The organism is Arthrobacter methylotrophus, assembly GCF_039539965.1.
GTDB classification, from domain to species: domain Bacteria; phylum Actinomycetota; class Actinomycetes; order Actinomycetales; family Micrococcaceae; genus Arthrobacter; species Arthrobacter methylotrophus.
In genome coordinates, this window is the sequence record NZ_BAABED010000001.1 from 4459393 (window position 1) to 4474764 (window position 15372).

Consider the following 15372-nt stretch of genomic DNA (forward strand, 5'->3'; position numbering starts at 1 on the left):
ATGCCGACCGGACGCTCCACACCTGCCCACAGAGAGGACAGCACTCCAATGACAACCCAGCGCGTCCTCAATGGGCGGTACGAACTCGGTGAACTACTCGGCCGTGGCGGCATGGCGGATGTCTACAAGGGCACCGACACGCTGCTCGGCCGAACCGTGGCGGTAAAGCTGCTCCGTGCCGATCTTGCCCGCGATCCACAGTTCCATGCTCGCTTTAAGCGCGAGGCGCAGGCAGTGGCGGCACTGAACCACTCCTCGATCGTGGCCATCTATGACACTGGGGAGTACACAGTGTCCGGTGGTCCGGGCGAGGACGTCCGGGTCCCTTACATCGTCATGGAATACGTGTCCGGCCGGACTCTCCGCGACCTGATCCGCGCCAAGGAACTGGACATCGATCAAGCCATCGAGTTCATCCTCGGCGTGCTTTCTGCGCTGGAGTACAGCCATAAGGCCGGGATCGTCCACCGTGACATCAAACCGGCCAACGTCATGGTGTCTGGTGATTCAAACGCCGTGAAGGTCATGGACTTCGGCATTGCCCGAGCCATGGCGGACTCTGCGGCAACCATGACCCAGACCCAGGCTGTCGTTGGTACCGCCCAATATCTCTCACCGGAGCAGGCCCGTGGCGAGACCGTGGATGCCCGCAGCGATCTGTACTCTGCGGCGTGCCTGCTGTTCGAAATGCTCACGGGCCGGCCTCCGTTCACGGGCGACAGCCCTGTCTCGGTGGCTTACCAGCACGTCCGCGAGATCCCCGAACCGGCCAGCTCGTTCAATCCGGCCGTTTCAGAGGCACTGGACAGCGTTCTTGCCAAGGGCCTGCAGAAGGACCGGGCCGACCGTTTCCAGGATGCGGCAGCCTTCCGCCGTGCCTTGCGCGCGGCCAAGAACGGCGTGGCAGTTCCCGCCGGAACACCCACGGACCCTCAGGAGCTTGTACCGTCGACGCAACTGCTTCCCGAAGGTTCCTTGGCGCGCGGCCTGACGGGAGCAGAATTCCTGGACGCCGCCCAGACGGGAGGGCCGGACGGTGGCCGGGACGCCGGCGACCAGGACACCATGCTCGCCTTCGCAGCCAGCGAATCGGACTCAGACCACGACGGCGCCATGCCGCTTGGGTTCGCCCTTGAACGCGAGCGGACCGCCCGCCAGAAGTCCCGCCGTCGTGCTTGGACGGCCGTAGTGATCATCTTTACGTTGCTGGTCCTGGCTGGTGGCGGATTCTGGCTGTACAACACAGTGAACCAGAAGCCAGCCCCACCGGCGTTGGTGTCAGTGCCGCAGGTGGCTGGCATGAGCGAAGCCATGGCACTTCAGGCGCTGTACGGCGCCAATCTCAGCCCCGAGTCACGCCGGGTTCCGCACGATACCGTCGCCAAGGGTACCGTGATCAGCACTGACCCTGCCGTGGGGTCCGAAGTGGCACCGAACTCGCATATCATCTTGAACGTTTCAGACGGACCGGTCTCCGTGAAAGTACCTGCAGGCCTCAGTGGCCTTACCGAAGCCGCCGCGCGCGACCTCCTCCGTCAAGCCGGCCTCGTGGGCGGATCCAGCACTTTGGCCAATAGTCCTACGGTGCCCGCGGGCTCTGTGATCAGCACCAAACCCGATTCCGGGGCTGTGGTGGGCACGGGCAGCACCGTCGATTTGGTGGTGTCCACAGGCAAGGTGTCCATGCCTCAACTCGTCGGCTTGAGCTCGGCGGATGCCGAGGCCCTGCTCAAAGAGAACGGCCTGGCCATGGCAGTCACCGAGCAGGAAAATTCGCAAGTGACCCCGGGCACCGTGACGAGCCAGGGCGATGCGTTCAAGTCCCTTGTGGAGCAGGGCAAGACCGTCAGCGTGATCGTTGCGAAAGCTCCGGCTCCGTCACCTAGCCCCAGCCCGACGCCTAGCCCGAGCCCAAGCGATACCCGGGGCGGCCATGGGGGAAACTCAGGCGGTTAGCGCTGGTAGCAGCTAGCGCTGGATCAGGGGACTCAGGGTGGCTGCACGGGCGGCTGCTCCGGACATCCCCAGTGATTCAAGCCAATTGCCGAGCATGAGGTAACCACCTTCGGTCAGTACCGATTCAGGGTGGAACTGCACTCCGCACAGCGGCGCCGTGCGGTGCTGCAGGCCCATGACTACCCCGCTGGCGGTTTCAGCGGTGATTTCCAGGACGTCGGGGATACTCTCGCGGACAGCTGCCAAAGAGTGGTAGCGCGTGGCCGTCACCGGCGACGGCAGACCGGCGAAAACGCTCTTGCCGTCGTGTTGCACGGGTGAGGTCTTGCCATGCATCAGCTCGGGCGCATGGGTGACCGTGCCACCATAGGCCTCCGCCAACGCCTGATGGCCAAGGCAGACGCCGAACATCGGTTTGTTGTGGTCTCCGCACCACTTGATCAACTCGATGCACACGCCCGCTTCGGCAGGGGTGCCGGGACCGGGGGAGATCAATACCCCGTCTCGGGCGTCCGCCAGTTCGATCGCCTCGGCGAGGGTGACGTCGTCGTTCCGGACCACTGTGGTTTCCGCACCGAGTTCCTGCAAGTAGCCGACGAGGGTGTAAACGAAGCTGTCGTAGTTGTCCACGACGAGGATTTTCTTGGTGCTCATGGCTGCTGTGCTGAACCAATCGTTGAGTCGGTGAGGGTGGTGAACTGTGAAAACCAGGGGAAGAGGAACTCGACCATCAGGACAAGCGCGCATGCCGCGAGGGCTGCTGATGTCAGGATACGCACCCACAGGGGTCCCGGGAGGTGACGGAAGATCCATCCGTACATGGGTTATCCCTTTCCGCGCGTATCGGCGACTTGTTTGGCAATGTCCTGCGGCGGCCCGGCAGATGCTGGCTGCCAGCTTTCCAGCAAGGAGTAGGCGATGATGCGTTCTTGCGCACCGAATCGCGGATTGCAGCTGGTCATGGTCAAGTAGCCTTCGGTGGGTGTTGCTCCGGGCTGGGTGGGGACCGGAAGAAGGACGTCCGTCCGTGAAGGCAGCACGATCTGGTTGTTGCGGAAAACGTATGTGTAGTAGCCGTCGTTGGTCTGCACGTAGATTTTGTCGCCTGGAACCAAGAGGTGGATGTTATCCAACACCGCGCCATGGGTCTGGCGGTGTCCCGCGACGGCGAAATTGCCCGGGGCCCCAGGCATGCTCGTGGAGCCGTAGTGGCCGAGACCCAGCGTGTCCAGGACGTCGGAGCTGGTTCCCTCGATGATGGGCCGCGAGTAATCCGGTCCGAACCGGGGAATGTACATGATGCCGATCATGCTGCCATGCCCAGGAGCCTGGGCAACCACGGGCTTCCCGTAGTCCGGTGCTCCGGCAGTGGGGGCGGCGGGCGTGAGGGGTCCCGCGAAATCCTTGGCAAAGCCGTGGACGGCTTGGCTTTGTTTCGCATCGGCTTCGATATTGGTCCACCACAGCTCCCACGCTACAAAGAGCAAGAGGACAACACCTGCGGTGACGAGGAGCTCGCCGATGACTTGGACGACCTTGCGCACCATGTCAGCCCTGCTTGGGCGTCCCTTGCGTCGAGCCGAGCGGGACTTGTGTCTCCCGGGGCGGGGACCCTCCGCACCGATTTCCGCGTCGTCGTCGGACATGGCAGCGGCTTGTTCCGTCTGCTCCTGCGGCAATGGGTCTCCTCTTGACAGGCGCGGAGGCTCGGCGACGAACAGTCTCCGAAATCCGGCTAGACTTGATTGCTAGTACGAACCCGGAATTGCCGCGTGCGCGTTGACCGCTGGAATCTTCCTTCCTGCAGGATATCAAGCCGGCGTGGCCTTTCATTCAGCCGGCCAAGGAGGATCCGTGCCCGAGTCCAAGTCCCGCAAGAGGTCCACCCGCCCCACCGAGGCGGCCACCGCACAGCAATACAAGCCGAACCCCGTCTGGTACAAGCCCGTCATGTTCGGACTGATGATCATCGGCTTGCTCTGGATCATCACTTTCTACATCACCAGCGGCCAGCTTCCCGTGCAAGCATGGGCGTCCTGGAATATCGTTGCAGGCTTCGGCATTGCGATCGTGGGCTTCCTCATGACCACGCGTTGGCGCTCCTGAGCGGCCACCTCACATTTCCGCCGCCTGATCCGTCTACTAAGCATGACCACCAGGCACACCACCATTGATTCCCCGTTGGGCCAATTGACGCTGACTGCCCAGGACGGGGTGCTCACGGGCATCTTTTTCGAGGGGCATTGGCATATGCCGTCTTCGGAATTCTTCGGTGCTCCAGCACCTTCGAAGGACCCCTTGTTCCAGCGAGCCGCCGCTGAAATCGGCGAATACCTGGCTGGCGAGCGAACAGTGTTCGAGGTCCCTTTCAAGGCCTCCGGGAATCCGTTCCAGCAGCAGGTCTGGGCAAAGCTCGAACAAATTCCCTACGGGGAAACCGTCAGCTACGGGGAATTGGCTACCGAACTAGGTGATCGCAAGCTGTCCCAGGCCGTTGGTTCGGCGGTTGGCCGCAATCCGCTCAGCATGGTCATCCCGTGCCACCGGGTCGTGGGGCACGACGGGAGGCTCACCGGATACGCTGGCGGCCTTGATAACAAGCGGTTCCTGCTTGAACTCGAAGAACCGGCGGCGGCGAAGGAAAGCAAGCTCTTCTAATGGTGCCCAAGAAGCCGTTCGAGCTGATCGTCCGGGAGCACGGACCCACGGTCTTGCGTGTGTGCCGCGTGGTTCTGGGCGTCGACGACGCGGAAGACGGCTGGTCCGAAACTTTCCTCTCCGCCCTGAAGGCCTACCCGGAACTTCCGGCGGACGCCAACGTCCAGGCCTGGCTCGTGACCATCGCGCACCGCAGATCCATCGACATTGTCCGGGCCAGGAACCGCCGGCCGGTTCCGGTGGATGAGCTGCCTGTGCGGCCGTCCGCGCTCGGCATCCCGGGCGACGGTCACGGAGAGGTGCTCGACGCCGTCGGCCAGCTTCCGCCGAAGCAGCGCCAGGCCGTGGCCTACCACTACCTCGCCGGGCTCCCTTACACGGATGTCGCCGAGCTTCTTGGCGGCACTCCCGACGCCGCCCGTCGGGCGGGTGCCGACGGAGTCAAGGCGCTACGCAGTATTCTCGCCGCCGGCTTCGTGAGCTCCCCAGGCTACGTGAAAGAAGAGACCCCATGACCATCCACCACGAGGAACCGGACGTCTCCGAGTTCTTCGCACGCGTCGATTCCGTCGACCAAGCCGTCCTTCGGCGGCTCCATGACCGCCTCGCAGCCGAAGCCACGGAACGGCACACCCTCGATATTGCCTACCGCACCTTGGATTCCCCGATTGGCAAACTCCTGCTGGCTGCCACCGAACGCGGTCTGGTGCGCGTGGCCTTTGACGTGGAAGACCACGACGCCGTATTGCAGCTGCTCGCAGAAAAGCTCAGTCCACGGATCCTCTTCTCCCCGGCTCGCCTGGATTCCGCAGCCCGCGAGCTGAATGAATACTTCGCCGGGTCTAGGCACAGTTTTGACCTGCCCTTGGATTTCAGTCTTTCGCGCGGATTCCGCCTCAGCGTCCTGGAGCATTTGCCGCGGATCGCCTACGGCCACACGGAAAGTTACGCCCAGGTGGCCTTGGCGGCCGGAAGCCCCCGGGCCGTTCGCGCGGTCGGCAGTGCTTGCGCCACCAACCCGCTTCCGGTAATCGTTCCATGCCACCGCGTGGTGAAATCCGATGGATCTTTTGGCAATTATCTTGGCGGCACGGCGGCCAAGCGCACCTTGCTCGCCCTGGAGGCGGCGTGAGTTCAGGGGGGACGGAGCCGCTGTTTCCGCTCGAGTTGCCGGATGCGTCCGACGCCGGCCCTCGGGAGATCGCGCCCGGTGCCGTACACGTTCCGGGCTGGCTGAGCCTTGAGCAGCAACGGTGGATCGCGGCCCGGTTCGGCGAGTGGACCCATGGCCCCGTCCCCTTGCGTGCCGCGGTTCTTCCCGGCGGTCACCCGATGTCCGTCCGGACGGTTTGCCTGGGCTGGCACTGGCAGCCCTACAGGTATACACGCGAGGCCTTCGACGTCAACGGGCAGCGAGTTCTCGACTTTCCCGACTGGATGGTTCGTTTGGGTCGCAAAGCCCTGTTCGAGGCATACGGTGACGCTGTCGAAGCTGCGGACTTCGCGCCGGACACCGCGCTGGTGAATTTCTACGACGGCGCCGCCAAGATGGGGATGCACCAGGACAAGGACGAAAAGTCCCGGGCTCCTGTGGTCTCACTCAGTATTGGGGACAGTTGCATCTTCCGCTTCGGGAACACGCAGACGCGCACCAAGCCGTATACCGACGTCGAGCTGTCCTCCGGTGACCTCTTCGTGTTCGGCGCGGCGTCCCGTTTTGCTTACCACGGCATCACCAAAGTGCTCCCCGGAACGTCCCCCCAAGGATGCGGACTGCCCAGCGGGCGGATCAATATCACGATGCGCGTCACTGGAATGTCGTAGGCCCGGGGCACAATGTCAAAAGCAGCTTTTGCCCGACTTCCTGTGGAGGAATGATCATGACCCCGCCTGAGAACGGCACCATCATCGGCGATGACGGCCTTGCGCGGCCACCTTGGGCCTCCGTTGACCCGCTCTTGCGCGAGTACTACGACCACGAGTGGGGCATGCCTGTCCGGGACGAGCAAGGCTTGTATGAACGCATCAGCCTCGAAGGATTCCAGGCGGGCCTGTCCTGGGCCACCATCCTGCGTAAGCGCGAGGCTTTCCGCTCCGCCTTCCTGGACTTCCGGCCTGATAGTGTCGCGACCTTCACCGAGGCGGACGTCGAGCGGCTGATGCAGGATCCGGGGATCGTCCGCAACCGTCTTAAGATCCGGGCCGCCGTGACGAATGCCAAGGCCACCATCGCCCTGCGCAGCGAAGGTGGATTGGTGGACTTCGTTTGGTCGTTCCAACCGGAGTCGACGCCGGAACCGCGGACCTTTGCCGACGTCGCCACTCAATCGGTAGAGTCCGTTGCTTTGTCCAAGGCCCTCCGCAAGAAGGGCTTCGCTTTCGTGGGGCCCACCACCATGTATGCGCTGATGGAGGCCATCGGCATGATCGATACCCATCTCGTAGACAGCCACCGTCGCGGGAGCTCCGGGGTGTGGCTTTGATACGCTTTCTCTTTCCATAGAAGTGCACAACTTTATCCACAGCTGTGGACAATTCATGTGGACATCCACGCACCTGTGGAGAAAATCCCTGACATTCAGCTCGCTACGGGGACGCCTGCCTTGGACCTGTTGTTTTACCCAGTGTGAACAAGGTTGTGGATAGTCGTTCCAGGTTCAAGAGTTCACCGAGAAAGCATTGAGAACCAGCTTCCCGGTTGAAAAGTGTGGAATAATCTGCGTATGAATGCAGATAATAGTGCTTGCTCCTTGGGAGTCGACAGCCATTACGTTGAGTTGGCCGTCGAAGTGTTCGCGATGCTGGCCGACGCTACGCGGGTGCGGATCATCTTGGCGCTTCGCGACGGCGAAATGGCCGTCGGCGCGCTGGCGGACCTGGTGGGGAAGTCCCCGGCGGCCGTATCCCAGCACCTTGCCAAAATGCGCTTGGCGAGGATGGTTTCCACGCGCCAAGACGGAACCAAGGTCATGTACCGATTGGAGAATCAGCACGCCCGCCAGTTGGTCGCGGATGCCATTTTCCAAGCAGAACACGCCCTGGGCGGCACCCCTACACACCACCACGCAGAAGAAGCAAGGGCATGAGCAGTCATCAACACCTTGATCATCATGGGGAGCACGTGCACGAGCATGACCATGACCATGACCATGACCATGACCATGACCATGACCATGACCATGACCATGACCATGACCATGACGGACACTCCCACGAACACCACAAGGGTCTCAAGGGGTGGCTGTATGAGCTGTTTGTCCCACACACCCACGACGCCGCCGATTCCATCGACGATGCCCTTGAGTCCTCTACCCAAGGCATTCGGGCACTGAAGATCAGCCTGTTTATCCTCCTCGGCACCACCGTGCTGCAGTTTCTTGTGGTCCTCATCAGCGGCTCCGTCGCGTTGCTTGCCGACACCATCCATAATTTCTCCGACGCTCTCACGGCCGTGCCCTTGTGGATCGCATTCATCCTGGGACGTCGTGCAGCAACCCGCCGGTACAACTATGGGTATGGGCGTGCGGAGGATCTTGCCGGCCTGTTCATCGTCGGCGTGGTTGCGCTTTCCGCCGTAGTCGCGGCGTGGCAATCCATCGATCGATTGTTCCACCCGCAGCCCCTGCACAACCTGTGGTGGGTTCTCGCGGCCGGTCTCATAGGCTTCGCGGGCAATGAAATTGTGGCTGTCTACCGCATCAGGGTCGGGCGGCAGATCGGATCTGCCGCCTTGGTCGCCGACGGCGTGCATGCCCGCATTGACGGATTCACGTCCCTCGCCGTGGTGCTTGGCGCCGGCGGCGTGCTGCTCGGCTTTCCCTTGGCGGACCCGATCGTCGGCCTGTTGATTTCGGGGGCCATCATTGTCCTGCTCTGGGGTACGGTACGCAGCATTGGACGACGCCTGATGGACGGGATAGAACCCGAACTGCTCGACAGCGCCCAGGCCGCCCTGGAAAGGACGCCCGGCGTACTCTCCGTGCCGAAGCTGCAACTTCGCTGGGTTGGCCATCGTCTTCAGGGCGCCACCACCATCGTCCTCACCGACGCAGCCTTGTCAGCGGTGGAAGAAATTGTCGACAACGCCAGACACCAGCTTGAGTATGCACTCCCCAAGCTCGACGACATGGTGATACAGCCCGTGACAAGGCCGGACAACTGATGGACGCGATCCTGCCCCCAAGCAGCGCCCAGCTGCTGGGACTATGATTGCCCACTGAGCAGGGACACACCGAATCCACGAAAGAAGATGCCCATGAGCCAGCAAGCGATTTCGGCGAAACCTCGTCGGAACGTGGAGATGGTGCTGTTGGTGCTGGCGCTTGGCGTCGGAATCGGTGCCCTTGCAATGACCAGCGTGGACAAGAAACAAGCCCTTGACGCTGGATTCTGGCTTCAAGCGGTAACCTTGACGGCACTGGCCGGGATCTTCCACGTTGTCCTGCGGTTCAAGGCCCGCTATGCGGATCCGGTGATCCTGCCGATCGTGGTGGCTTTGAACGGCCTCGGCATCGCCATGATTCGTCGCCTGGATGCGTCAAACGGTACCTCTGCCGGGACAAATCAACTGACATGGACCATCATCTCGGTCCTGGTTGCGGCCGCCGTGCTGTGGCTGTTGAAGGACCATCGGCTATTGCGCCGATACACCTTCATTGCTCTCGCGGTCAGCGCCGCCCTTCTCATCCTTCCCCTGGTCCCGGGAATTTCCGCCGGCGACATCAACGGCGCGAATGTCTGGATACGCCTCGGTTCGCTGCAATTCCAGCCCGGGGAAATCGTAAAGATTACGCTTGCCGTCTTCTTCGCGGGCTACCTGTCGTCCAACCGGGACCTGATCCTGTTGGCCGGCAGGAAATTCGGTCGCTTGCAGTTCCCCAGGATCAAAGACACGGGGCCCATGATCACCGCTTGGGTCGCCAGTGTAGGGGTTCTGGTCTTCCAGCACGATCTCGGCATGTCGATATTGCTCTTCGGCCTGTTCATCGTGATGATCTACGTTGCCACGAGCCGAGCCAGCTGGCTTGTCCTGGGCGTGGTGCTCATGCTTGCTGGCGGATACGCCGCAGCAAATATTTTTTCCCATGTGGGCCTGCGCATCGACGCCTGGCTAAACGCATTCGATCCGCAAGTATTCACCCGCTTCCCGGGAGGTAGCGCCCAGATCGTCCAGGGCCTCTTCGGAATGGCCGACGGCGGCCTGATCGGAAAGGGCCTCGGGCTCGGAAGCCCCGACCTTGTACCGTTCGCCAACAGCGACATGATCATCGCTTCACTGGGTGAAGAACTCGGCCTGATCGGGCTGTTCGCTATTGTCCTTCTCTACTTGCTCCTCTTCACCCGCGGATTCCGTGCCGCTTTGGGCATCAGGGATGCGTTCGGGAAGCTCCTTGCCTGTGGGCTGGCCTTTAGCATGGCCCTTCAGTGCTTCATCATCATCGGCGGCGTCACCCGCCTCATTCCCCTCACCGGGCTGACGACCCCGTTCCTCTCAGCGGGCGGATCCTCCCTCCTTGCCAACTGGATCATCGTCGCACTCCTCTTGCGGATCAGTGACGCGGCCCGCAGGCCCCAAACAATTGCGTCCCAGAACGAACACGTTCCGGTCTGAACTCCCTCTACGCCCGGGCCGCTGAGCCCCGTTCCTGGAGTTCCGCAGCAGCCGGCGGCAGGATTGCCCCTCTGGTCCAAGGCTCAGGCCTGCCGCCGAAGCTGCTTATTTGTTCTTGAGGCTGTCCCTTTTACCTCTGCCTGTGTTGTCGGGGACGGGGAGAAGCTGTGGGGCCGGATTCAGTCCCCACAGCTTCTCTTGGCGACTTAGCGCCCAGTGATGCAAGGATGCCTATTGGCATCTGCGGTCACCCTATTTGGCGTATTCAGACGCGTTTCCATTGTTGGTTCGTTCCGCGATTACACGTCCAGACCTCTACCGACGTGCCGTTGGCCGTGTTCTGGTTTGCGACATCGAGGCAGAGACCGGATGACTTGGACACGATGGTTCCGTCCGAATTCACCGTCCATTGTTGGTTCGTTCCGCCGGTGCAATCCCAAATGCCCACGCTTGATCCGGGACTGGTCGCATTGTTGAGGAGATCAAGGCATTTGGAGTCGCCGAAGATGCGAAGTTCTCCGGCTGCCGTCACGTTCCACTTCTGGTTCGCGCCGCCGTTGCAGTCCCAAATATCTTCCAGAGTTCCGTTGGTTGTGGAACTGTTCGGCACGTCGAGGCAGCGCCCGGAACCGACGCCGACCAGTGCCCCGACAGGGGCTGCTTCCTGGAAGGTCATGGCTTGGTTCTGCGGTGTCGTGGTATCCGCTGAATTTCCGGTGATATTGGCCCAATTGCGGTACGGGCTCGTCTGGGCGGTGGTTGCTGTGAGGCTGATGACCAGCCCGCTGTACCTGTTAATGATCCGGTAGCTGCCGGTTGGTGAAGTCGAACCGCTGGTCGACGGGGTGCTGAGGTCCGCTTGAATGAACCACTGCTGGCCTACGGTCGGCCCGGTGCCGGACAGGGGAGCGAGAGCTGGCTTTGCCGCCCAGGCCCGGCTTGTCGTGACGGAGGAATCAACGCCGAGTGCAAGACCGGAAACATTGTTGGTGATGCGGTACGAACCGTCGTTGTTGCTAGTGAATTTCCACCCTTCAAACCCTGCGCCAGCCGGAGCACTGACCACCGCAGTTGCATTGGCCCCGGATTGGGTGAGGAGCTGCCCCGACCCTGATTTGATGTAATAGGCCTTGCTCGGATCCACGACCGGCGCTGCCGGGTTGTTCGAATCGATCGTCACGTCCACGTGCTCCGAACTCGACACAGCTCCGGAAGTGTTGGAGCAGTAGAAGTAGCAGTAGGACCGGAAGGTCTTTCCGAGGATATTTCCGGTGGTCGCGGTGGCGGAGTCACCCATGAACCGGTACCAGGACTGCTGGGTGTAGTTGGGTGTGGAGCCGATGTCGGTCCACTGCTGGGTCGCTAGATCGTCCGTGGCATAGAAATGCAGGGGCCTCGATACACCATCTCCGAGGTCGGTCTGGGGGGTTCCGATGTACTTGCCCAGATAAGCATTGTAGGAGACGTTCATGACGAACAGGTCCGAACCGTTCTTGGGGAGTTGCCCGGCGGCGGCCTGCTGGCTGATAGTCCCGGTGTTCAGGGGATTGTAGTCCTGGCTCGCCGGAACATAGCCGTTGGGGTAAGCGGTGGAAACCGAGTGAAGATTGCTCTCGCTACCGCCTATGCCGGGGGTCTGCCACTGACCGTTGTAGTACTTCTGCCACGATCCCTTGGCCATTTTCTGGGAGATTGGCGCCCGGGCGACATGTTCCCCGAACCCGTCAGGGCCCCAGCTGCCCCCTTGGTTTATGACTCGTGAGCCATAGTAGACGTAGAAATACCCGGAAGCGTTGTCTACAACCAGGCGCTGGTCGCCATCGCCGTAGTAGTAGTTCTGGTTCGGGAACGCTGTCGTGTCTCCACGCGTCGTACTGTACGGGGAGGTGATCGCATGGTCCTTGATCGACCACGTCTTTCCTTGATCCGTCGACACCGCGTAGTCAATCGCGTCGAAATGAATTCCGTCACCCATGGGTTGGGGCGTGAACTCGTTGTGCACCAAGCCGTACCAGTCCCCGGTGTCCGGGTCGACCCACGTGCTTGAAAGATCGCAATAGTTTCGCTGTGAATAGCTGCTGCCCGCCGGGGCATAGCTTGCTTGGACACCGGTGGGGCTGTTGTTGCATCGCCATGTCGTGTCCTTGTTGCTGTCCAACGAGTTGGCTGGATTCACCGAGTCACTGATCGAAGAACGCGTAGCGTTGTCAAAATTCGTTCCTGTGTAAAAATCCCAGTGCCTCTGGGCAGTGGCAGCGTAATCAGATATCGACTGCTGGAAGTAGAACGTACCGTCCTTGTCGATGAACGGGTTGGCCGGAGTGTCAGTAGGGTGTCCATCCTGGGTGACCGAGCCACTCGACACCGTGTAGGTCGTTGCAGTCGTCGTAGCCGAAGCGCCTGCGGGGGTTGTCGCCAGAGCCAGGCAGGCTGTTGCAATCACCACCGCTGAAGCGTACAAACTTCGTTGTCTTACCATTCCAATTTCCTAACTCGTTTCGGGGAAATATCCCAGTGGTGACCCAGGAATTACCCTTGATTTGCAGCCCGTTTACAGCGCGTCCCGTATACCCCCGGATACAGGCAAACCGGCTGGCAATCCCGCACAGGTTCGAAATGTTATCGATAACCTGAGATTGCTAAACCCAACTTTGAGCCCTGTTGTCCCTTCCGGTCAAGACTTCGACGAGATTCACGTATAGTGCCCGCGAAATCGCCGGGCCGCCACGGGCACGGCGGTGGCGATGAGGGATGGGCCTGTCGTTGGGAACGCCTAGGGATATCAGACTCGATCAAGCTCGAGACCAAACGCTAAGTCAGGCGTTGCCACTCTGCTAAGAAAATTGTCGACCTGGGCGAGAATCTATCCCACGGTAGTTACACACTTAACAACAGGCACGTACCCACAAGTTATCCACAGTTGGGGAAAAGCTGTGGCTACAAAGTGGAAAACTCCCGAAACGGCGGGCTCCGGGACGGTGCAAGGGCGGCCGAACTACAACGGTGTGAGTTATTAACATTGTTGATAACCTTGTTGATATTCTGGTCTCGCCGCACGCGGCTGTGAGGTTGTCCACACATCTCCCAAAATGGCGCTTCTTATCCACATAACCACAGGCGGATCGGCGGCAGTTATCCACAGTTGTGGACACCCATCCACAGGAGAACCAACAATCCCCGCCATCTCGCCATCTGCAACCCATCCACGACGGAACTACATGCTTGTAAGTTACGCACATTGTGGATAAATCCTGTGGAAAACCTTCACCGGGGCCTTCATGGCCCTCGCCGATCCTGGTGATCGCAGATGCTTGCGCGACTGGCGTTGGGCGACGCTACTGTCAACGAAATCGCTCAGGCATTCACGGTGCCCCAAAACCATTCCAAGTACTTCCAGGTCAAATGATTGGGTCCGCGTCCCTTGGAAATGCGTCTAGAGTCCTACGACGCATGAACCGCCGCAGCGCCCGCTACACAGCCTGAGACGCGGCACAAGCCAGCGGCACAAGCCAGCCGCATGGACAAGGGCATCACGGAGTCAATGGATCGTTTGGAGGCACTCCGGGGATAAATGCGCCTGGAGTAAAACGCGGTGGGAAGCGTTTAGCCTGCCGTGACCCGGAAGATGGTAGCCAGTACCAGAATCGCGGCCACAAGAGCCATGCCGCCAGCCTGCAGCAATGCTCGGCGCGGTCCGCGCGGAGCAAAGGCAATCACGACGGCACACAAGCCACCCGTAATCAGGCCACCAAGGTGGGCCTGCCAAGCGATTCCAGGCACAACGAAGCCGATGACGCCGTTGATGGCAATAAGGATCCACAGTTGCCGGGTGTCTCCGCCGCGCCGGCTCTGGACCACCAGCAATGCGCCAAAGAGACCGAAGATCGCACCGGAAGCACCTTCCACACCGGTGGGAGGCAGGATAGGCGTCAGCAGCAGGAAACCAACGGAGCCGCCGATGGCTGACAACAGATAAACAGCCAGGAAGCGGATACGTCCTAGCACGGGCTCAAGCACCTGGCCGAAGATCCAGAGCATGTACATGTTGAGCCCGATGTGCAGGACAAAACCTTGGGAGTGGACAAAAGCGGACGTCAGCATCCGCCAAGGTTCGAATGCCCCAAACTGCGGGGTGGCGTAAACGGATGCGAAGGCGAGTTGATTCTCCACGACATCGCCGGGGATCAGCCACTGCAGGATGTACACCAGGACGCACAATCCGATAAGCACGTACGTCGCCAGCGGACGGCCAGTCGCAATGGCGCCGCCATAAGCGGAACGCATGGCCGGCGTCGAACGCTTCATTTCATTGACGCAATCAATGCACTGGAACCCGACGGCGGCTGCCCGCTGGCATTCGGGGCATGCAGGACGCCCGCAACGCTGGCACCGCACATAGGAGGGCCTGTCCGGGTGCCTGGGGCACACCGGAATGCCTGCGGACGGCTCTGCCGCCGGGATTCCATAACTCATATGCTGCTTAGACTCCGGGGATCAGAGCTGGACAATGTCAATGCTGTTGATGACCACGTCTTCGACAGGGCGGTCGCCCATACCGGTGCGGACAGCCTCGATGGCGTCGACGACCTTCTTGGACTCTTCGTCGGCAACCTCACCGAAGATGGAGTGCTTGCCGTAGAGCCAGTCAGTGTTGACCGTGGTGATGAAGAACTGGGAACCGTTGGTGCCCTTGCCCATCTGGACGCCGGCGTTCGCCATGGCCAGCTTGTAGGGTGCGTTGAAGTTCAGTTCCGGATGGATCTCGTCGTCGAACTTGTAGCCCGGACCGCCGATGCCGCGGCCGAGGGGATCGCCGCCCTGGATCATGAAGTCTTTGATGATGCGGTGGAAAATGGTGCCGTCGTACAACGGGGTACCGGTCTTGTCTTCGCCGGTCTCCGGGTGCGTCCAGGACTTTTCGCCGGTGGCCAGGCCAACGAAGTTGGCGACCGTCTTGGGCGCATGGTTGCCGAAGAGGTCAATCACGATATCGCCGAGGCTCGTGTGGAAAGTTGCTTTTGCGGTTGCGATGGTCATAGCGCCATTCTTTCATGCAGGGTCAACGCCGAGCCCGCCAGGAAGGCTGTTCCGCGCTCGGTGAAATCTTCCATCAATCCGCCGGATGAATAGCCGGTGCCGGTCAAGCG

General features: G+C 61.1%; 16 protein-coding genes. 10 read left to right on the top strand and 6 right to left on the bottom strand.

Features of this window, described 5'->3' with window-relative positions:
• Positions 1–48 precede the first annotated feature (48 nt).
• A complete protein-coding gene (pknB, locus tag ABD884_RS22975; protein WP_345052526.1) occupies positions 49–1956 on the top strand; it encodes a Stk1 family PASTA domain-containing Ser/Thr kinase in 1908 nt (635 codons plus the stop codon).
• Positions 1957–1968: 12 nt separating this feature from the next.
• Here the strand turns inward: pknB and ABD884_RS22980 are convergent, their stop codons facing one another.
• The 3 genes from ABD884_RS22980 to ABD884_RS22990 are packed head-to-tail and all read right to left on the bottom strand — an operon-like array spanning position 1969 to position 3503.
• Positions 1969–2610: an aminodeoxychorismate/anthranilate synthase component II gene (locus tag ABD884_RS22980; RefSeq protein ID WP_028267935.1), complete on the bottom strand. Its 642-nt coding sequence runs from the start codon at positions 2608–2610 to the stop codon at positions 1969–1971.
• Positions 2607–2777, bottom strand: coding sequence for a hypothetical protein (locus tag ABD884_RS22985; RefSeq protein ID WP_345052532.1), 171 nt, complete (start codon positions 2775–2777; stop codon positions 2607–2609). The genes ABD884_RS22980 and ABD884_RS22985 overlap by 4 nt, the downstream gene beginning before the upstream one ends.
• Before the next feature lie 3 nt (positions 2778–2780).
• Complete coding sequence (locus ABD884_RS22990) at positions 2781–3503, bottom strand: class E sortase (protein ID WP_345055239.1); 723 nt, start codon at positions 3501–3503, stop codon at positions 2781–2783.
• Positions 3504–3810: 307 nt separating this feature from the next.
• Here ABD884_RS22990 and ABD884_RS22995 point away from each other — a divergent pair, with 307 nt between their 5' ends.
• The 9 genes from ABD884_RS22995 to ABD884_RS23035 all read left to right on the top strand — a co-directional run bounded on the left by ABD884_RS22995 (position 3811) and on the right by ABD884_RS23035 (position 10225).
• Positions 3811–4062 carry a cell division protein CrgA gene (locus tag ABD884_RS22995; RefSeq protein ID WP_028267932.1) on the top strand — a complete coding sequence of 84 codons (252 nt, stop codon included), beginning with the start codon at positions 3811–3813 and terminating at the stop codon, positions 4060–4062.
• Between the two features lie 42 nt (positions 4063–4104).
• A complete protein-coding gene (locus ABD884_RS23000; RefSeq protein WP_345052540.1) occupies positions 4105–4614 on the top strand; it encodes a methylated-DNA--[protein]-cysteine S-methyltransferase in 510 nt (169 codons plus the stop codon).
• Positions 4614–5129, top strand: a complete 516-nt coding sequence (locus ABD884_RS23005) for an RNA polymerase sigma factor (protein WP_345052544.1) — start codon at positions 4614–4616, stop codon at positions 5127–5129. The genes ABD884_RS23000 and ABD884_RS23005 overlap by 1 nt, the downstream gene beginning before the upstream one ends.
• The gene (locus tag ABD884_RS23010) at positions 5126–5746 is read left to right on the top strand and encodes a methylated-DNA--[protein]-cysteine S-methyltransferase (RefSeq protein WP_345052548.1); all 621 of its coding nucleotides are present in this window, start codon (positions 5126–5128) and stop codon (positions 5744–5746) included. The genes ABD884_RS23005 and ABD884_RS23010 overlap by 4 nt, the downstream gene beginning before the upstream one ends.
• A 20-nt stretch (positions 5747–5766) precedes the next feature.
• Positions 5767–6438 (top strand): alpha-ketoglutarate-dependent dioxygenase AlkB family protein, encoded by a 672-nt coding sequence (locus ABD884_RS23015; protein WP_345055243.1) that lies wholly within the window; start codon positions 5767–5769, stop codon positions 6436–6438.
• Between the two features lie 56 nt (positions 6439–6494).
• Entirely contained in the window at positions 6495–7097 is a 603-nt protein-coding gene (locus ABD884_RS23020; protein WP_028267927.1) for a DNA-3-methyladenine glycosylase I, read from the top strand.
• A gap of 240 nt (positions 7098–7337) precedes the next feature.
• Positions 7338–7700: an ArsR/SmtB family transcription factor gene (locus ABD884_RS23025; protein WP_345052553.1), complete on the top strand. Its 363-nt coding sequence runs from the start codon at positions 7338–7340 to the stop codon at positions 7698–7700.
• A complete protein-coding gene (locus tag ABD884_RS23030) occupies positions 7697–8776 on the top strand; it encodes a cation diffusion facilitator family transporter (RefSeq protein ID WP_345052556.1) in 1080 nt (359 codons plus the stop codon). Before ABD884_RS23025 ends, ABD884_RS23030 begins: the two co-directional genes overlap by 4 nt.
• Positions 8777–8869: 93 nt before the next feature.
• Positions 8870–10225 carry an FtsW/RodA/SpoVE family cell cycle protein gene (locus ABD884_RS23035; protein WP_345052560.1) on the top strand — a complete coding sequence of 452 codons (1356 nt, stop codon included), beginning with the start codon at positions 8870–8872 and terminating at the stop codon, positions 10223–10225.
• 265 nt (positions 10226–10490) lie between these two features.
• On the opposite strand, the gene ABD884_RS23040 is transcribed toward ABD884_RS23035, so the two are convergent.
• The 3 genes from ABD884_RS23040 to ABD884_RS23050 form a co-directional block, all read right to left on the bottom strand.
• Positions 10491–12704, bottom strand: a complete 2214-nt coding sequence (locus tag ABD884_RS23040; protein ID WP_345052563.1) for an RICIN domain-containing protein — start codon at positions 12702–12704, stop codon at positions 10491–10493.
• Positions 12705–13828: 1124 nt separating this feature from the next.
• On the bottom strand, positions 13829–14698 hold the full coding sequence (locus ABD884_RS23045) for a rhomboid family intramembrane serine protease (RefSeq protein ID WP_345052566.1): 870 nt from the start codon (positions 14696–14698) through the stop codon (positions 13829–13831).
• Positions 14699–14719: 21 nt separating this feature from the next.
• On the bottom strand, positions 14720–15262 hold the full coding sequence (locus ABD884_RS23050; protein ID WP_345052570.1) for a peptidylprolyl isomerase: 543 nt from the start codon (positions 15260–15262) through the stop codon (positions 14720–14722).
• Positions 15263–15372: the final 110 nt, after the last annotated feature.